This is a genomic window from Niallia sp. MER 6 (genome assembly GCF_023714395.1).
Taxonomy (GTDB): domain Bacteria; phylum Bacillota; class Bacilli; order Bacillales; family Cytobacillaceae; genus Niallia.
This window is the reverse complement of record NZ_JAMAUK010000002.1, coordinates 120,244-138,014: the sequence shown is the minus strand read 5'-3', so window position 1 is coordinate 138,014 and position 17,771 is coordinate 120,244. Positions and strand designations below refer to the sequence as shown.

At 39.8% G+C, this 17,771-nt stretch carries 19 protein-coding genes; 12 read left to right on the top strand and 7 right to left on the bottom strand.

The window, feature by feature from the left end; translation table 11 throughout:
* Positions 1-112 precede the first annotated feature (112 nt).
* The 4 genes from M3600_RS03245 to M3600_RS03230 all read left to right on the top strand — a co-directional run bounded on the left by M3600_RS03245 (position 113) and on the right by M3600_RS03230 (position 4,380).
* Positions 113-1,087: an aldo/keto reductase family protein gene (locus M3600_RS03245; RefSeq protein WP_233316556.1), complete on the top strand. Its 975-nt coding sequence runs from the start codon at positions 113-115 to the stop codon at positions 1,085-1,087.
* A gap of 48 nt (positions 1,088-1,135) precedes the next feature.
* Complete coding sequence (locus M3600_RS03240; RefSeq protein WP_233316555.1) at positions 1,136-2,527, top strand: glycoside hydrolase family 1 protein; 1,392 nt, start codon at positions 1,136-1,138, stop codon at positions 2,525-2,527.
* Between the two features lie 240 nt (positions 2,528-2,767).
* Positions 2,768-3,481 carry a GntR family transcriptional regulator gene (locus M3600_RS03235; RefSeq protein ID WP_233316554.1) on the top strand — a complete coding sequence of 238 codons (714 nt, stop codon included), beginning with the start codon at positions 2,768-2,770 and terminating at the stop codon, positions 3,479-3,481.
* A gap of 140 nt (positions 3,482-3,621) precedes the next feature.
* Positions 3,622-4,380 (top strand): MerR family transcriptional regulator, encoded by a 759-nt coding sequence (locus M3600_RS03230; protein ID WP_251644722.1) that lies wholly within the window; start codon positions 3,622-3,624, stop codon positions 4,378-4,380.
* A gap of 52 nt (positions 4,381-4,432) precedes the next feature.
* Here M3600_RS03230 and M3600_RS03225 read toward each other — a convergent pair whose 3' ends face one another.
* A complete protein-coding gene (locus M3600_RS03225; protein WP_233316552.1) occupies positions 4,433-5,080 on the bottom strand; it encodes a GntR family transcriptional regulator in 648 nt (215 codons plus the stop codon).
* A 254-nt stretch (positions 5,081-5,334) separates the two neighbouring features.
* On the opposite strand from M3600_RS03225, the gene M3600_RS28825 reads away from it, so the two are divergent.
* Complete coding sequence (locus tag M3600_RS28825; RefSeq protein ID WP_267913432.1) at positions 5,335-5,466, top strand: hypothetical protein; 132 nt, start codon at positions 5,335-5,337, stop codon at positions 5,464-5,466.
* 45 nt (positions 5,467-5,511) lie between these two features.
* Here the strand turns inward: M3600_RS28825 and M3600_RS03220 are convergent, their stop codons facing one another.
* A complete protein-coding gene (locus tag M3600_RS03220) occupies positions 5,512-6,366 on the bottom strand; it encodes an aldo/keto reductase (protein ID WP_251644721.1) in 855 nt (284 codons plus the stop codon).
* A 169-nt stretch (positions 6,367-6,535) separates the two neighbouring features.
* Positions 6,536-7,990: a catalase KatA gene (gene katA / locus M3600_RS03215; RefSeq protein WP_233316550.1), complete on the bottom strand. Its 1,455-nt coding sequence runs from the start codon at positions 7,988-7,990 to the stop codon at positions 6,536-6,538.
* Positions 7,991-8,390: 400 nt separating this feature from the next.
* On the opposite strand from katA, the gene M3600_RS03210 reads away from it, so the two are divergent.
* The 4 genes from M3600_RS03210 to M3600_RS03195 all read left to right on the top strand — a co-directional run bounded on the left by M3600_RS03210 (position 8,391) and on the right by M3600_RS03195 (position 12,345).
* On the top strand, positions 8,391-8,945 hold the full coding sequence (locus tag M3600_RS03210) for a shikimate kinase (RefSeq protein WP_396953777.1): 555 nt from the start codon (positions 8,391-8,393) through the stop codon (positions 8,943-8,945).
* A 38-nt stretch (positions 8,946-8,983) separates the two neighbouring features.
* A complete protein-coding gene (gene aroD / locus M3600_RS03205) occupies positions 8,984-9,748 on the top strand; it encodes a type I 3-dehydroquinate dehydratase (RefSeq protein WP_233316549.1) in 765 nt (254 codons plus the stop codon).
* A 64-nt stretch (positions 9,749-9,812) separates the two neighbouring features.
* Complete coding sequence (locus M3600_RS03200; protein ID WP_251644720.1) at positions 9,813-11,210, top strand: aldehyde dehydrogenase; 1,398 nt, start codon at positions 9,813-9,815, stop codon at positions 11,208-11,210.
* A 61-nt stretch (positions 11,211-11,271) separates the two neighbouring features.
* Complete coding sequence (locus tag M3600_RS03195; RefSeq protein WP_233316547.1) at positions 11,272-12,345, top strand: nitric oxide synthase oxygenase; 1,074 nt, start codon at positions 11,272-11,274, stop codon at positions 12,343-12,345.
* Between the two features lie 10 nt (positions 12,346-12,355).
* Here M3600_RS03195 and M3600_RS03190 read toward each other — a convergent pair whose 3' ends face one another.
* Complete coding sequence (locus tag M3600_RS03190) at positions 12,356-12,913, bottom strand: hypothetical protein (RefSeq protein ID WP_233316546.1); 558 nt, start codon at positions 12,911-12,913, stop codon at positions 12,356-12,358.
* Positions 12,914-13,125: 212 nt separating this feature from the next.
* On the opposite strand from M3600_RS03190, the gene cdaS reads away from it, so the two are divergent.
* Positions 13,126-13,749 (top strand): sporulation-specific diadenylate cyclase CdaS, encoded by a 624-nt coding sequence (cdaS, locus tag M3600_RS03185; protein ID WP_233316545.1) that lies wholly within the window; start codon positions 13,126-13,128, stop codon positions 13,747-13,749.
* 55 nt (positions 13,750-13,804) lie between these two features.
* Here the strand turns inward: cdaS and M3600_RS03180 are convergent, their stop codons facing one another.
* Positions 13,805-14,344, bottom strand: a complete 540-nt coding sequence (locus M3600_RS03180) for a hypothetical protein (protein WP_233316544.1) — start codon at positions 14,342-14,344, stop codon at positions 13,805-13,807.
* A gap of 197 nt (positions 14,345-14,541) precedes the next feature.
* On the opposite strand from M3600_RS03180, the gene M3600_RS03175 reads away from it, so the two are divergent.
* Positions 14,542-15,309 (top strand): alpha/beta hydrolase, encoded by a 768-nt coding sequence (locus M3600_RS03175; RefSeq protein WP_233316543.1) that lies wholly within the window; start codon positions 14,542-14,544, stop codon positions 15,307-15,309.
* A 34-nt stretch (positions 15,310-15,343) separates the two neighbouring features.
* Here the strand turns inward: M3600_RS03175 and pyk are convergent, their stop codons facing one another.
* Together pyk and M3600_RS03165 are read right to left on the bottom strand one after the other, a co-directional pair.
* Positions 15,344-16,405, bottom strand: a complete 1,062-nt coding sequence (gene pyk / locus M3600_RS03170) for a pyruvate kinase (protein WP_237941864.1) — start codon at positions 16,403-16,405, stop codon at positions 15,344-15,346.
* A gap of 375 nt (positions 16,406-16,780) precedes the next feature.
* Complete coding sequence (locus M3600_RS03165; protein WP_251644719.1) at positions 16,781-17,038, bottom strand: hypothetical protein; 258 nt, start codon at positions 17,036-17,038, stop codon at positions 16,781-16,783.
* Between the two features lie 219 nt (positions 17,039-17,257).
* Between M3600_RS03165 and M3600_RS03160 the strand changes: the two genes are divergently transcribed.
* Positions 17,258-17,494, top strand: a complete 237-nt coding sequence (locus tag M3600_RS03160; RefSeq protein ID WP_233316540.1) for a hypothetical protein — start codon at positions 17,258-17,260, stop codon at positions 17,492-17,494.
* Positions 17,495-17,771: the final 277 nt, after the last annotated feature.

Sequence of the window (17,771 nt, the reverse complement as noted above, 5' to 3'; positions counted from 1 at the left end):
ATTGTAAGCGTTTCTAATTTGATGATCTAAAACTTTGTGGGAAGCTGTCACATTTGTGGCAGATTCTCACATAAGCATGGCTAAAAAAAACGAATAGGTTGGGTGATTAGAAATGAAGTACAGAAAACTAGGAAACTCTGGCTTAAGAGTAAGTGAAATTGGACTAGGCAGCTGGCTTACATATGGAAGCGCAGTGGAAAAGGAGCAGTCCATAGCTTGTATTCACAGGGCATATGATCTTGGCATCAACTTTTTCGATACGGCAAATGCTTATAATAAGGGAGCTGCAGAAACAGTCCTTGGGGAAGCATTGAAAGATTATTCCCGCTCAAGCTACGTGCTGGCAACAAAGGTTTTCTTCCCGATGGGAGATGGTCCGAATGACAGGGGACTGTCGAGAAAGCATATTATGGAGCAATGTGATGCAAGCTTGAAGAGATTAGGTGTAGACTATATAGATTTGTATCAATTCCATCGCTTTGACTCGGAAACTCCGGTAGAGGAGAGCTTAAGAGCACTCGATGATCTAACTGCACAAGGAAAGATTCTTTATGCAGGTGTAAGCGAATGGACGGCAGCGCAAATAACCGATGCTGCACATATTGCCAAAGAGAAGAATTTAAGACCGCTCATCTCTAATCAGCCAATCTACAATATGATGGTCCGCTATATTGAGAAAGAAGTGATTCCTGTCAGTGAGAAGGAGGGAATTGGCCAAGTTGTATTCTCCCCGCTTGCACAAGGTATTTTAACAGGAAAATACAAGCCGAACGAGCAAGTGCCATCTGAAAGCCGTGCAGCAAATGAAGAAACAAATAAATGGATTACAAGCTACTTGAATGACGAAGTGCTGACACGTGTTCAGAAACTTTCAGCCATTGCGAATGGTCTAGGAGTGGAATTATCACAGCTTGCATTAGCATGGGTGTTAAGACAGCCTAATGTCAGCTCAGCCATTATAGGGGCAAGCAGACCTGGACAGGTAGAAGAAAATGTGAAGGCATCCGGCCTAGAGTTAAACGCTTCTGTATTAGAGGAAATAGAAGCAGTGCTGGAAGAAATCAATACTTTTGTGCCAATCTGGTAAGTTAGCAGTTTCATATAAAAATAACTAGTAGGAAGAGGAGAGGTTAATATGACAAAGAAATCTGTTATTCCTGAAGGCTTTTTATGGGGTGGAGCGGTGACAAGCTTCCAGACAGAAGGTGCATGGGATGAGGGCGGAAAAGGTCCTTCCATTGTTGATGCAAGACCTGTGAAAGAGGGGCAGTCTGATTGGAAAACTGCAGTTGATTTTTATCACCGCTATAAGGAGGATATTGCTCTTTTTAAAGAAATGGGCTTTAATGCATATCGTACAAGCATTTCATGGGCAAGGATTTTCCCGGATGGAGAAGGAGAGCCGAACGAGGAAGGCTTGCAATTCTATGATGATTTATTTGATGAAATGATTGCAAACGGCATTCAGCCTGTTATTACTTTATATCATTTTGATCTTCCTCTAAAACTTGCACAAAAATACAACGGGTTTGCATCAAGGAAGGTTGTTGACCTGTTCGAAAAATATGCACGCACAGTCTTTGCCCGTTATGGGGAAAAGGTCAAATATTGGCTTACATTTAATGAGCAGAATCTTGTATTAACAAATCTTCAATTTTGGGGCGTTTCTACTGATGAAGCAGACAATGAAGAGGCGTTGCGCTATCAAGTTACACATAATTCCTTTATTGCACATGCAAAAGCAGTCAAAGCACTGCATGAACTTGTGCCAGGTGGTCAAATGGCAGGAATGGTCACGTATATGACGACATACCCGAACAGCTGTCTTCCAGAAGACGTTATTGCCAACATGAAAGCAAAAGAACTGCTGGTTGATTTCTATCTAGATGTGTTTGCAAACGGTGAATACCCAAGCTATGTGACAAGCAATCTTGAGCGAAAAGGCATTATGCCTCATTTTGAAGAAGGCGATGCAGAACTTCTTAAAGAAAATACTGTTGATTATATTAGTATCAGCTATTATCAAAGTCAGACTGTCAGCAGTGAGAAAGTCAAAGAGGATGCAATCATTTCAGGTATCACGCCTAACCCGAACTTAAAGGCGAATGAATGGGGCTGGGCGATCGACCCTATTGGTTTTAGAGTTAGTCTGAAGGATATGTACGCGCGATACAGGCTGCCGATTTTTATTACAGAAAACGGGATTGGCGTTAGAGAAGAATTGAATGAGCAAAACACAGTTGAAGATGATTACCGCATCGATTATTTGCGAGAACATATTAAACAGATGAAGCTAGCGATGGAAGAAGGAGTGGAAGTGTTCGGCTACCTGACATGGGGCTCGACAGACTTAATAAGCTCAGGCGGACAATTCGAGAAGCGCTATGGTTTTATATTCGTCAACAGAGGAGAGACAGATTTAAGAGACTTAAAACGCTACAAAAAGAAGAGCTTCAACTGGTACAAAGAAGTTATTGCAGCAAACGGCGAAAATCTGGAGGAATCAGAAACAGTCTCATTATCATAATGTAGTTGATGAATGGTTGGAAGAATAGTTGGACAGAAATAAGAAAGATGCCCTTTACTAGAATTTCTTACAGGAGGATTTACGCTGCTCGGGAGCAGTGAATCCCTGCAGCGTATCCCTTACATGTGTTTTCGCCATTCTGGACTATAAAGCCATCTTTCAAAAAAACACTGGGATAGCTAACAATTTCAAACCAATAAATTTATAATATAACTATCTATTTTTTAAGGTGGTTCCATCATGAACAAGTACGAAGCAATCTCAGCAGAAATGAAGAAAAGAATTAAAGAGTCCTACTATGCTTTCGATCAGCCAATTCCTGATGAAATAACTCTTTCGAAAGAGTTTTCCTGCAGCAGGATGACGATGAAAAGAGCGCTTGACACATTGGTCCTTGAAGGGCTTCTTTACCGGAAAAGAGGACATGGCACATTTATTGTCAAATCAGCCATTCAAGACAGCCGCGTAAATGTATTGAGCAATGAGGTCACAGGTTTGTCCAGACTGATGGAGGGGCAGCAGGTGACAAGCAAGGTCATTAAGTTTGAAGTTGGTTTTCCATCAGAAGACGTTGCTGAACATCTTGCTATCGACCTGAAAACACCTGTTTACTATTTGATTCGGTTAAGGCTTGTAAACGGGGAGCCTTACGTTATGGAGATAACGTATATGCCGACAACCCTTATTACAGGCATTACGGATGAGATATTGGACGGTTCCATTTATGAGCATATCACGAAAAGCTTAGGTCTCACGATTGCCGGCTCACATCGTAAGATACGGGCATGCAAGTCCAATGAGTTAGATCAAGCTCATCTTGTATGTATGAAGGATGACCCTATCTTGGAAGTAGAGCATGTGGGTTTTTTAAACAATGGAGTTCCGTTCGAGTATTCCTTTTCAAGGCATCGATATGATAAGTTTGAGGTAACAACAGTAAATATTAAGCGCTGAAATATTTAAAAGGCTTTGGAGGTTTCCGGCCTTTTTTTTGTGCCATAATAAAATAAAAATTTTAATATTTTTTTCAAAATAGCTATTTACATTAACGCTGCGTAAACCTTTAAGATGAAATAGTCAGGAGGAGATGCTTAGTGGAATACACGATTAAAAGCTTAAGTCAAATAGCTGGAATCAGCACCAGAACATTAAGGTATTATGATGAAATTGGTCTGCTTAAGCCGGCAAGGGTCAATTCATCAGGCTACCGTATATATGGAAAAAAAGAGGTAGAGCTGCTTCAACAAATCTTGATTTATCGAGAGCTTGAAGTCAGTTTAGAGGATATTAAACAAATTATTTCTTCCCCTTCCTTTGATATTAAAGGAGCGTTAGAGGAACATAGGGCGAATCTCCTGGCAAAACGAAACCGTATAGACATGATTATTCAAAATGTCGACAAAACGTTAGAAGAGACGAAAGGAAGAGTGAGAATGAGCGATAAAGACAGGTTTGAAGGTTTAAAGCAAAAAATGGTCGAAGAAAACGAACAGAAGTATGGCGAAGAGCTTCGACAAAAGTATGGGGAGGACACAATCGATCAGTCTAACAAGAAATTGCTGAAGATGACAGAAGCCGAATTCACAGAAGCAGAAAGGCTTGGGGAAGAGGTGTTGGAAAGATTAAAAGAAGCAATGAAAACAGGAGATCCACAAAGTGCGGCAGCACAAATGACTGCAGAGCTTCATAAGCGCTGGCTCACGTTTTATTGGAATTCCTACAGCAAAGAAGCTCATGCTAATCTTGCCAGAATGTATGTGGACGATGAGCGGTTTACTGCCTATTACGATAAGGTTGAACAAGGTGCGGCTGTTTTTTTAAGAGATGCTATTCTCCACTATACTAGCTTATGAGGGGTAAACGAAAAGACCAGCGTGATTGAGGTATTTCAATCATCTGGTCTTTTTATACTTTTGTTAAGTAGGATGCCAGACTCAGCCAGTTTTCTTCCACAAGCTTTGAAAGCTCCTGGTGGTTTCCGTTTTCGAGGCAGGCAATTATTTCGTTATGTTGGCGGATGGATGAAAGACCGTCCACCTTATTAAATTTAAGCAACTCAAGTCTTCTAATTTTCGGAAGAAGGCGCTCAAGCGCCATTTCAATCTCTGGATTATTGGATGCATGCAATAGCACAGAGTGAAATTGATCGTCTTTTTTAATTGCTTCATATTTATCTTCTTTCATTATTGCTTTTTCAAAATCTTCATTTAAGGTGATTAGTTCCTTGCAGTGTGCTTCCGTTAAATAAGGCAGAGCGAGTTTTGCAGCTAAAGCATTTAAGGCTGCAACGACTGTAAAGGCATGTTTAGCCTGTTCAATGTCAATCAAGCTAACCTTTGTTTCTGAACCAGGAGAAGATATGACTAGTCCCTCATCCTCCAATCTTTTCAACGCTTCTCTTACTGGTGTCCTGCTGACGCCGAATTGTTCAGCAAGAAGCTTGTCGCTGATCTTTTCGCCAGGGGCGAGTTCGAGATGAATTACGGCCTGCTTTAACTGTTGGTATACTTGATCTCTTAAGGAAATTCTGCTGATTTGAGAAATATTTTTCATACAAACAATATATCATAATTTTCAATTTGACACATAATAGGGTCAAGTAAACTTTAGTTAAATAAGTGCATGGAAAAGAAATTGAAATGCTGACACCAGTTGCTTTACAGAACAGCAACTTTATCTAGGAGACATATGCGATGAACATGGTAGTTTGTGTTTGTTGCGAAATTGCTTGTGATTGTTCATAATCTGCTCTTTTTTATCTCATACTAATTATGCATCACTATATCATTAGCATGGGAGGCAAAATCATGGCGAAGGAAAAAAAGACAAAAACAAATAATCAATGGGCTGCAGCTAATGCAGAAGTTACAAGTAAAAGAGAAGAAAAAACAGCTACTGATAACCAGTGGGCATCTACTAACAAAAAATCAGTAGAATAGCAAAAAAAGAATGCAGCGGCTTTTTAGCCATTGCATTCTTTATTTTTATTGCTGCTGTAAGGCAGTTAATCTTTCAATATCATCAGGATCACCGAAAACACGTGAACCAGTATCAAGCTGCTCAATCGCTTTCATATCTTCATCAGTTAAAGTAAAGTCGAACAGATTGGCATTTTCAATAATGCGATGCTCATGAACAGACTTCGGAATGATGATTGTATCTCTTTGAAGATGCCATCTTAGCATAACTTGCGCTGTTGATTTTCCGTATTTATCTCCGATACCTTGCAATGTCGGATTTTCAAAAAGTCCATCTCTGCCTTGAGCTAACGGTGCCCATGCTTCATGTGCAATCCCATGCTTTTCCATATATTCGCGTAATTCTTTTTGCTGGAATAAAGGATGTGTTTCAATCTGATTCAGCATCGGTGTAATTCTTGCCGTTTCTGCAAGCTTTTCAAGATGGTGAATTTGGAAGTTACACACACCGATGGCTTTCACAAGTCCTTCCTCGTACAAATCCTCCATTGCCCGCCATGTTTCGGCAAAGTTTGGAGCAGCCCAGTGAATAAGATAAAGATCAAGATATTCAAGCTGCATTTCTTGCAATGATCGGCGCAGTGCTTGTTTCGTTTCTTCATAGCCAAAGTCGCTCAGCCATACCTTTGTTGTAATGAATAATTCCTCCCTCGGCACATCAACTGCTTGTAGTGCATTGCCAACGAAGCTTTCGTTTTCATACCGGGTTGCCGTATCAATGGAACGGTAGCCGTTTTTAATCGCAGCTTTCACTGCATTTTCACATTCTGCAGGATCTTTCACAAGAAAGACTCCTAAGCCTAAATAAGGGATTTCTACACCATTGCTAAGTTTTTTTGTACTGCTAAGTGTTAATGACAATCTTATCAGCTCCTCTAAAGGTTTAAATTGGCCATGTTAAAAGCCCTTACATATTTAAAGAGTATAGCTTGTACCAGATTTTTTCAATGAATATGTATTAAGTTGACTTAGAAAAAATGCAAAAAGCCCTTAACAAATAAATGTTAAGGGCTTATATGAGAGAAATTAATTATTTTACTGCTTCAGGAACAGCTAAGCCAAGTCCTTCTGCAATGCGTGTTCCGTATTCTGGATCTGCTTTGTAGAAGTGTCCGATTTGACGAAGTTTGATTTCTTCTAATTCTACTGGTTTCATTGCACCAACAATGTTTTCTACCAATCTAGCACGCTCTTCTTCTGATAATAAGCGGTATAAATCGCCAGCTTGTGTGTAATGGTCATTGTGATCATATGCAACACTGTCAGCTACTCCAGAAACTGCGAATGAAGATGTTTTGTCCTCGGCAGATTCTTTAGGACCGCTGAAGCTGTTTGGCTCATAATATACAGAGCCTCCGCCATTGCCGTCAAAGCGCATTTGACCATCACGTTGATAGTTATTCACAGGGCTTTGCGGACGGTTGATTGGAAGTGCATTGTGGTTAACACCAACACGGTAGCGGTGTGCATCAGCATATGCAAACAGACGGCCTTGAAGCATTTTATCTGGTGATGCTTCAACTCCTGGTACGAATGTTCCAGGTGAGAATGTTGCTTGCTCAACCTCAGCAAAATAGTTTTCTGGGTTGCGGTTAAGCACCATGCGACCAACTTCAATTAATGGATAGTCTTTTTGAGACCATACTTTTGTTACATCAAATGGATCGAAGCGGTATGTGTTAGCATCTTCAACAGGCATGATTTGTACATATAATGTCCAAGCAGGGAAGTCGCCAGCTTCAATAGCATTGAATAAATCTTCTGTATGATAATCTGGGTTTTCACCAGCTAATTTTGCTGCAGTTGCAACATCAAGATTTTTCACACCTTGCTCTGTCTTGAAGTGATATTTCACCCAAACAGCTTCGCCTTCTTTGTTTACCCATTTAAATGTATGGCTTCCGAAACCATGCATATGGCGAAGTGTTGCAGGGATACCGCGGTCAGACATCAAGATTGAAACTTGGTGCAGTGATTCTGGTGAATGAGACCAGAAATCCCAAACTGCAGTAGGGTTTTTCAAATGTGTTTTTGGATCTCTTTTTTGTGTATGAATAAAGTCAGGGAACTTGATTGCATCACGGATAAAGAATACAGGCGTATTGTTACCAACGATATCATAGTTACCTTCTTCTGTATAAAACTTAACAGCGAAACCGCGTGGGTCACGAACTGTATCAGCAGAACCTAGCTCACCTGCAACTGTAGAGAAGCGAATGAACATTGGAGTTCTTTTACCTACTTCATTAAGGAAGTTAGCTTTTGTATATTTTGTTAAGTCATTTGTCACTTCGAAGTAGCCGTGTGCGCCAGCTCCTTTTGCGTGAACAACACGCTCAGGTACACGTTCTCTGTTAAAATGAGCTAATTTCTCAAGCAAATGAACATCTTGGATTAATGTTGGTCCGCGGTCGCCAGCAGTCATAGAGTTTTGGTTGTCTCCTACTGGTGCACCCCAGCTAGTAGTTAGTTTATTGTTTGACATATAATCACCTCGTAATTTGTTGGTTCTTTATCTTATGTACATAATAATATCATCTATAATTAAAAAATCAATACTATTTTATAATTATTATAAATAACTTTTTTTGAATGATAGAATGCTAAAATGAAAGATTCTTGTAATGATAAGAAAGGAAGGGGTTACACAGCAGAGAAAATAGAACAGCTATTACAGGGAAATGAATGATAAAGGAGAAAATTTTACAACGATTGAGAAAGAGGCAGTTCTTTTCATCATCATCCAATCAATCATATGTATGCATGCAGACAATAGAATATTCAGAAGAATAAACTAGGATTAGCCCTATAATTATTTTATAATGAGTAGTAGAATACGACGTAAAAAATATTTTGCTGTCACGAAAATAGTAGGAGGCATCATCTTGGAAAACAATCGGGTACCATTAAGGGAAAAAAGTGTAGTTTTCATTGGCTTTATGGGCGTTGGCAAAACAAGTATAGGGAAGATAGTTGCCAAAAAGCTGTATCGCGACTTTTTGGATGTAGATCATGTTATTGAAGAAGAGTATGGCATGCCTGTTTCAAAAATCTTCGAACAGGTTGGAGAAAAAGCATTCAGAGAAAAAGAAAAGCAAGTGGTGACAGAGCTGAGCAAAAAAAAGCTCCTTGTTCTTTCACTTGGCGGCGGTTCCTTCTTGCAGGAAGAAATTAAGCAGGCTTGCTTAGACAACTGTATTGTTATCCATCTAGACCTATCTTGGGATTCTTGGAAGGATCGAATTAATCTTATCATTGACAGCAGACCTGTCCTTAAGGATAAATCGCTTGATGATATGGAGGAGCTGTTCAACAGCAGGAAACAAATTTATGCTGACCACCATTCGAAGGTAGATACAGACAGCAAGGATATGGAAGAAATTGCAGATTATATTGTTGATTCTTTAAAATATGCTTGGGATTTATATGAACCAAGGTAATTAAAACGAAGATCAACAATAACAATAGAGGTGCATAAATGGTTAGACCGTTAAAAATTAGAGCTGTTACAATCGGTGAAGGCATACCCAAAATCTGTGTTTCATTAATTGGTGAAACAGCAAGCCAGCTTAAGGAAGAAGCAGAATTTTTGATGAGCGAAGGAGTCGATGTAATTGAATGGCGCGTTGACTTTTTTGAAAATGGAGACGATGTAAACGAAGTACTTCGTACGCTCACATATATTAGAAATTGGATCGGTGATACGCCTCTTGTTTTTACCTTCCGAAGCAAGAAGGAAGGCGGCGAAAGAGAGATTGAGCGGGAAGCTTATAGTATGATAAATAAAGCGGCAGCAAGTTCAGGAGCTGCTGATTTAATAGATGTGGAGCTGTTTGGGCAAGAAGAAGATGTAGTGGAGCTTATTAAGTTTGCTCATGACCACCAAGTTGCGGTCATCCTTTCCAATCATGATTTTGGTCAGACACCGGCGAAAGAAGAAATCATTGCCCGGCTGAAAAAGGCACAGGAATTGGGCGGGGACCTGCCTAAGATTGCACTCATGCCGCAAAGCATGCAAGATGTGATTACACTGTTGGATGCAGTAAATACGATGAAAGAGAAATATGCGGACAGACCAATCATAGCTATGTCAATGGGAGGACAAGGAGCTATAAGCCGTATTGCCGGCGAAGCTTTTGGTTCGGCTCTTACATTTGGCGCCGCCAAAAAAGCCTCTGCTCCTGGACAAATACCGATCGGGAAATTAAAACAAGCAATGGCTATCTTGCATGACAGCATATGACAACATAGAGAATCTGTTAAGGATTCTCCTTTTTTTATAATCTAATTTCAGAAAGGGACCTGATATGAACGAAAAAGACATTGAATTGTATGAAGTGGAAGAAATCATAAAAAAGAGTAAAGAGTTTTTTGAAACAAAACAAACATTAGATGTTAGCTTCCGAATAAACCAGCTTAAAAAATTACGGCAGGCTATTCTTGATAATGAAGGAAAGCTTATAGATGCTTTGCAATCAGATTTAGGCAAGCATCCATTTGAGTCCTATGCAACAGAAATAGGCTTTGTATTGCAAAGCATCACCTATACGATAAAAAACTTATCAAAATGGACAAAAATAAAAAAAGTAAGCTCGCCAATAGCGCTTTTTCCAGCCAAAAGCTATATCCGTCACGAGCCGTATGGCACAGTGCTGATTATTGGGCCCTTCAACTATCCGTTTCAGCTTCTGATTGAACCGCTCATTGGCGCAATCGCAGCAGGAAACTGTGCTGTCTTAAAACCGTCCGAACTAGTACCTGCTGTATCAAAGACTGTAACAGAAATGATTTCAGCCACATTTGATCCAAGTTTTGTGTGTATAGTCGAAGGAGGAGTAGAAACGAACAAGGCACTCCTTCAAGGGAAATTCGATTATATATTTTTTACGGGAAGTCCAGCTGTTGGGAAGCTTGTTATGAAGGCAGCCGCAGAAAACCTCGTTCCTGTAACGTTAGAATTAGGAGGCAAAAGTCCGGCAATTGTTGATGAAACGGCAGATATAAAGCTGGCTGCTGACAAGATTATATGGGGAAAGACAGTCAATGCAGGACAAACCTGTGTCGCTCCAGATTATGTGTTAGCACATGAACGTATAAAAGATGAACTTATCGAGGAAATGAAAAAGACGATAACTCGTTTTTATGGAGAATCAGTTGAAAGAAGTGAGCATTTCGGAAGAATTGTTAATATGAGGCATTTTGCGCGGCTTCAGCAAATTATGAAAGCGGAAGAAGGAAGCATTGTGCATGGCGGTGGCGGGAAGGAAGACGAAAGGTTCCTTGAGCCAACAATAATAAGTGCTGACTGGGATTCACCTTCCATGCAGGATGAAATCTTTGGACCAATCTTGCCGATTATCGGCTATTCAGAAAAAAGGGCAGCAGTAAAAAAGGTAACAAGCATGCCAAAGGCTCTCGCGATGTATATTTTCACACAAAATAAGATGGAGGAAGAGTATTGGCTAAACACTGTCCCATCTGGCGGTGTCAGCATAAATGATACACTGACACATTTGGCAAATCCTAATTTGCCGTTCGGAGGCGTTGGAACCTCAGGTATTGGTTCCTATCATGGTATCTACAGCTTTGAGGCTTTTTCCCATAAGAGAAGTGTTTTAAAAAGGGGAAAAAGCTTAAAGATGACAGACCTCTTTCCTCCATATACAGATCAGCAGCTCAAGCTTGTCCGACGGTTTTTGAAATGATGGTTTTTCTCCATAAAATTGTAAAATATAAAAAAGACTTTTTAAAACAGGAGGACTTTCGTTGGAAATTGATTTATTCGAGGAAGCTTCAGCCTTTATTCAATTATGCTACTCTGAATGGGAGCAAAATGATCGGATTGAAGGTAGATTGGCAGAAATAAAATCGCAAATTTTATCCCAAGGATACTATGAGCATACATATGAAGAACTGGCATATGGTGCAATGCTTGCCTGGAGAAACAGCAATCGCTGTATCGGCAGATTATTTTGGAAGAATCTCCATGTAATCGATAGGAGATCTGTACGATCGGAAGAGGAAATGATTAATTCATTATTTGAACATATGGAGTATGCAACTAATGGGGGAAAAATAAGGCCGACTATCACTGTATTTCCGCAAGAGAAAGCAGGCGAGTCTTTCCATATTTTGAATCATCAATTGCTTCGTTATGCTGGCTATAATACAAAATATGGAATAGTAGGAGATCCTGATTCCATCTCCTTTACAGAATACTGTGAGACACTTGGCTGGAAAGGGCAGGGAACGAATTTTGATATATTGCCGCTCGTCGTGCAAATCAATCAAAATAAACCGAAGCTGGTTGAAATCCCGGCAGAGCTTGTATTACAAGTGCCCATCTGCCATCCGGAATATAGCTGGTTCGCCGACTTAGAGCTGCAGTGGTATGCTGTGCCGATCATTTCGAGCATGAGGCTGGAGATTGGCGGCATTTCTTATACTGCAGCCCCATTTAACGGCTGGTATATGGGAACAGAAATCGGCGCAAGAAACCTTGCTGATGAAAACCGTTATAATATGCTTCCAGCTATTGGGGAAGCAATGGGACTTCAAACGAAAAAGTCTGCCTCTTTATGGAAAGACAAGGCGCTTGTCGAATTGAATATTGCCGTTTTGGAATCATTTCGGCAATTAGGTGTGACCATTGTTGATCATCATACAGCGGCACAGCAGTTTAAAATATTTGAAGGCAAGGAGGAGGAGGCAGGCCGGGATATAACTGGAAATTGGGCTTGGTTGATTCCGCCTCTGTCTCCTGCTGCGACGCACATCTTTCATAAACGCTATAACAATGAAATAAAAAAGCCTAATTTCTTCAACAGGCGAAAAAATTAGGCATTGTTCGTTATTCTCCTTTAAAGGAAGTAACACCAAAAGTTTGGGTATAATCGTAGCCATTAAAATATATGTCTAAGTCGTGAAAGTATCGATGGAGGCTGCGCATAGCATCTCGATTGTCGTTTGCTGCTACAAGGTTTGCCGCTTCTTTAATAAGGTCTAAATCAGCAGAGATTTGACTGTTATTAATGACCATATTCTCAGCTTGGGACAGTATGCTTTCTGCCGCTTCTTTTTGTTCTGTATAATCCGCTGTCTCAAGTTTACCCCAGCCTAGTGTTTCATTATAGAAATCATGCCAATCAGAGATAAAGTCATGGCCGCTTGAGCCGTCAGCCAATGTAACGATGCTTTCATCCATTGGTTCATGGACTGGTTCTGTGCTCATATCTTCTGACCCTGCCGACTGAGAAGAAGCTGCACTCACGGCAGGCTTTTCACTCTTTGATTCTAAAGGTTTATCTTTTTCTAAGAATATCAAGACAGCGAAAACGACGGAGGCAGTCAATCCCCCAATGCCAATCACTATCCCGATAAGCCAGATAATCATTTTTTTCCATTGCAATCTAAATCAACCCCTTATGTTGATGTTTCGTTATGTCTTGTCTATCATTTCGCTAATAGAGTGGAAAATCCTTCATAAGAAAGGTAAATATGCTAAAAAACCAAATTTATTAGGAGAATTTCATTCCTTCACCAACAAGCAGCTGCTGAATAGAAAGGCAATAGAGTGGAAATAGTATAGAAAAAGGAGCATGAGGAAAAAGGAGTGTTAGCTTGTCTGCAGAGGATATGAATATGCCGCTTTTTATTAAGAGTCAGCTTAAAGCAGATTTGCATTCTCTATTAGCAAATCTCCATAGCCTGTATGACTCCATTGGTGAACGAGATTGCTGTGTTTTAAATGATTTTGAGAAAATGAACAAGCAGTTTAAAAGCATTCACAGCTTCGCAGCCTCTTACTATTTGCAATCCTATTTGGAGCCGTTCACAGATTATATGGAGATGCTTACGGCATCTGCCCAGCAATTTTCGGAGAAGCGGCATGGTGCGCTGATTGCTATGAAAAGAAAGGATAATTTAGAGGATTTCGTCCATTCCGGGATTACCTTAAATGCACAACTGTCTTCCAACCTACTTGAAGCCATTTTCTATCCAGGGAACCCGCTACATGATGGCGGTGTATTGATTGATAAAGATATGATTGTGTCGGCTGCTAATATTTTTCCTACGTCTCAATTTTATAATGGGAAAGATAAACTCGGTACAAGACATAGAGCAGCTATCGGCATAACAGAGCAGACAGATGCATTGGTTATCGTTGTTTCAGAAGAAACAGGGAGAATCTCCTTCTCCATTGACGGTCAGCTCTTTCCTGTCCAAACAAGTACCTTTATGTAGTGATGAAAAGCTTGAAGCGTTTTGTTCAAGCTTTTTTTGCTGTGCTTTTAGCATGTTAGGCAGCAGTTCGGAGCAAGATTAACAGTCCGATAAAGAAAAAGAAGATGGTCATGTAATAAAGAGTACGAAATCCTCGGTTGGAAATATTGACAGGTGTTCTTCCATCCATCGGGACCAATCGTTTGCCGATATGACTAAATATTCTTGCATAAATCCAATAAAGGCTGTAAGAATCCCAAAAATCCCAGCCATTTCTAAAACGGATAAAGCCGAAGTATTCCAGCACAATTTCAAGGCTGAAGGTCCAGGTAATTAAGACAAAATAGAAGCGGAATGTATCTCCCTTCGGTTCAAATCGAATTAGAAATGTAATAAACAGCCCGAAATTTATTACGACAGCTGGCAGAATATAGCTGACGGGAAGTGCATAGCGGTAAAAGCCATTAAAATAAAAGAATAAACAAAGCAGGATGGAAAGCACCGCATGAATGAGAAGGGTTGTTTTATAGTACTGGAACTTTTTCCAAAGCACGAGTGTACATCCTGCTGCCCCTGACAGAATTGCCGCACACAGTATATACCAATTTATGTCCACATTTTTCTCTCCTTCATAACGATAAGGATTCTGTTTTAGCTTTTGCAAAAACAGAAAAAAATATGTTTCATTAAGCCTGCTTGTATTTCTCTTTTAGGAAAGCGATGGAAAGAGCAGATGAATTCCCAAACAGGAAAAAAACGGCTATAATTCCCTTATGTGAAAGCGTTTAAATAATAGGAGAGGTGACAGGCAATATGGCATTGATTAAATGTGATTTTTTCTCTGAAAGCTTGCAATTGAGCACTTCGATGACAGTAATTCTGCCGCAGGAAACAAACGCACAAATTGGCATGAAAAATACTGTCAGCGGGAATAAGCACCAGACACTCTATTTACTTCACGGGCTGAGTGATGACCACACGATATGGACAAGAAGGACATCTATTGAGCGCTATGCGGCACCCCTTGGCTTAGCAGTAGTTATGCCGCAGGTTGACAGAAGTTTTTATACAAATATGGCTTACGGCAACAAATATTGGACTTTTTTGACAGAGGAGCTGCCTATGGTCGCAAGGTCTTTTTTTCCTTTATCAGAAGCAAGGGAAGATAATTTTGTGGCAGGCCTGTCGATGGGCGGCTATGGAGCATTCAAATGGGCTCTGAATAAGCCCGATAGTTTTATCGCAGCAGCCAGCCTTTCAGGTGCAATGGATGTAGAAACACTTCAAGATAGATCAGAAGGTGGCCTTTATCAGCTTATCTTTGGAGAAAACAGCATTAGAGGGACAGAGCATGATCTATTTTCTCTTGTAGAAAAGGTAAAGGATCAGAACGTGAAACCTTCCCTTTACCAATGCTGCGGCACAGAGGACTTTCTATTTGAAGATAATAAGCGGTTTAAGCAGGCTTGTGAACATACTGCATTTGACTATACGTATGAATTCTCTCCAGGAGAACATGAATGGGGATATTGGGATAAAAAAATTCAGGATGTGCTTGAGTGGCTTCCTTTAAGGAAATGACAATACAGCTGGAGGGTGATCCTCCAGCTGTATATCATAGTTCTTGCTTTAGTAAATCGATGAGATCAGTGTAGCTGTCAGGCATAGTCTGTTTAAAACGTTCAGAGAAAGCAGCTGCTGTGGTAAGCACATGAATGCTTTCTAGCGGATGCTTTCCGACAGCGCTCTCTGCTGAAAGCATTACACCATTTGTGCCGTCTAAAACAGCTTGGAATACATCTGTTACTTCTGCTCTTGTAGGAACAGCATTTTCTGTCATAGACTGAAGCATTTGTGTAGCAGTCACAACGAATTTTCCGCTTTTATTACATTCAGCAAGTATCGCTTTTTGCAAGAGAGGTATCCAATAATAAGGAAGCTCCACACCTAAGTCACCCCTTGCCAGCATGATAGCATCTGCTGCTTCACAAATATCAATAAAGCTGGATACTGCCTCTAATGTCTCAATTTTTGCCATCAGCTTTGGCGGAGTGTTGGTGAATGTTTTTATATATTCTCTTATTTCCTGTAAATGATTTGCTTTTCGAATAAAGGAGCATGCGATAATATCTATATCATGCTTTAACAGAAACTCAATATCCCCTTTGTCTTTTTCTGTAATAGCAGGTAACGACAGGGATGTTCCTGGAACGTTGACACCTTTTCGAGATGCGATGCTTCCCCCTGCTTTAACAATCGTTTTGGCGGTGCTTTCCCCTGTTTCAACAACATGAAGCTCTACCTCACCATCATTAATAAGGACTCTGCTTCCAACCTTTATATCTTGGATAAACCCCTTGTAATCAACACTTGCCTGTGTGTTATCTCCATCTATTTCATCAACGGTCAGCATGAAGCTGTCCCCATCCTTCAACAATACCTTATCTCCCGTTATTTTTCCTAAGCGGATTTTCGGCCCTTGCAAATCTCCTAGTATCTTGATGGCAATTCCTGTTGTCTTGCTTATGCTTCGAACCGCTTCTATAACAGCGAGATGATCTGTTTGGCTGCCATGTGACATGTTTAACCTAATAATAGTCATTCCTTTTTCGACAAGCCCTTGGAGGATTTCTTCTTTGCTGCTTGCAGGTCCAATGGTGCAGACTTTATCAATCATAGGTGATGCCTCCTTAAAAAATTTTTACAGATAGTATAACCTGATCTGAATTTATAAGTCCCCGTGTTGAAAAAGAGCAACTCCCCATGAGTGAGCAGCAGCCGATTAGAGGTTTTTTTGAAATTGCGTATTCTATGTATGAAAATACAGAGAATGTTAACAGTAACACTTCTTAATTCAAAGGCTAGGCTCGTTCGTTTGCTTACTGCCAGCTTGATTTATATTGTTCCATTCTTAGAATTTGAAACTGAACAATGGGGAAAGGGGCTGATTGCACATTAGTTGTGCAGGAACTTGATGTGTTATTTTATTCAACGTACAACTTCAGTGCTCCTCATTAAATGGCACAAGACATTTCTATTTTTATGATTGCTATTAAAGCGGCTGAAATGGGTAGTGCTTACTGGCCCTGCTTTTTTTCTGGCTTATTTCAGCGATGATAATGATGTTATCTGTTCTAACTCCCCAAAGATCATCATTGCCAATAAATTCAAACCCAAGCAGTCGTAAAAGGCTCTCCAAGCTTTCGTTATTCTCTGTTGCCTGCTGATTTACATGAGTATCGATCAGTTTGACATTGTCCTCCATAATCTTATAAAAACTGAAGTTGACTAGGTAAATTGTATTGTACATGCTCCAAGCTCCTCAATGATGGACTAAGTAAACTCTAATCATTATATATATATATTTTGGAGAGGAAATCTCAATATTGAAATGGATCATCCCATGCAGACTCATAATCTCTGCATAACTTTGACATTAAAAATGTGTTCTTGAAAGAAAACGGAAAAATTGGGCAGACTGCATGTTATAATGACAATCGATTATAGGAAAGAAAAAGGAGGAGAAAGATTGGCCAATAAAACGCATGAATTATTAAATGGCTGGACGCTTCTAGCGGACAGATCCTACAAAATGTTCGCAAATCAGAATTCTTATGTCCTGCTGGATGAAGAAAATGATGTAGTAATGCAATTTTCTGTCACAGACCAGGAGTTTGAAGTAGTTTCTTCCAATTGGAACCTGAATTTTAAGATTATACCTGCATTTAAGACAGTTAAGATTTTAAATATTCCATCTGAAGAATAACAGCTGTATAGAAGTGTTAAGCTAGCCGGAAAATGATTAGGCTAGTTTTTTTATGGAATAAAAAAGGGGAATTTATTATATTGCTAAAAAAACTTAGTGATTTTGTCTTGAAAGGAGTAAGCTGTGAATGAAGAGGTTTACAAATAATGTAAAATATAAATTGTCGATAAATTGGTAGTTTTGTAGAGGTAACAATGACAAATTATAGGAAAAATTAATCATTTTAATCAAAATAATACAAATTATCTAATATTTTTACAGAATTCTAGTGTGAATT

Coding starts and splice junctions, on each gene's coding strand:
- M3600_RS03245 (WP_233316556.1), top strand. CDS start 113: ATGAAGTACAGAAAACTAGGAAACTCTGGCTTAAGAGTAAGTGAAATT.
- M3600_RS03240 (WP_233316555.1), top strand. CDS start 1,136: ATGACAAAGAAATCTGTTATTCCTGAAGGCTTTTTATGGGGTGGAGCG.
- M3600_RS03235 (WP_233316554.1), top strand. CDS start 2,768: ATGAACAAGTACGAAGCAATCTCAGCAGAAATGAAGAAAAGAATTAAA.
- M3600_RS03225 (WP_233316552.1), bottom strand. CDS start 5,080: ATGAAAAATATTTCTCAAATCAGCAGAATTTCCTTAAGAGATCAAGTA.
- M3600_RS28825 (WP_267913432.1), top strand. CDS start 5,335: ATGGCGAAGGAAAAAAAGACAAAAACAAATAATCAATGGGCTGCAGCT.
- katA (WP_233316550.1), bottom strand. CDS start 7,990: ATGTCAAACAATAAACTAACTACTAGCTGGGGTGCACCAGTAGGAGAC.
- aroD (WP_233316549.1), top strand. CDS start 8,984: ATGGTTAGACCGTTAAAAATTAGAGCTGTTACAATCGGTGAAGGCATA.
- M3600_RS03200 (WP_251644720.1), top strand. CDS start 9,813: ATGAACGAAAAAGACATTGAATTGTATGAAGTGGAAGAAATCATAAAA.
- M3600_RS03175 (WP_233316543.1), top strand. CDS start 14,542: ATGGCATTGATTAAATGTGATTTTTTCTCTGAAAGCTTGCAATTGAGC.
- pyk (WP_237941864.1), bottom strand. CDS start 16,405: ATGATTGATAAAGTCTGCACCATTGGACCTGCAAGCAGCAAAGAAGAA.
- M3600_RS03165 (WP_251644719.1), bottom strand. CDS start 17,038: ATGTACAATACAATTTACCTAGTCAACTTCAGTTTTTATAAGATTATG.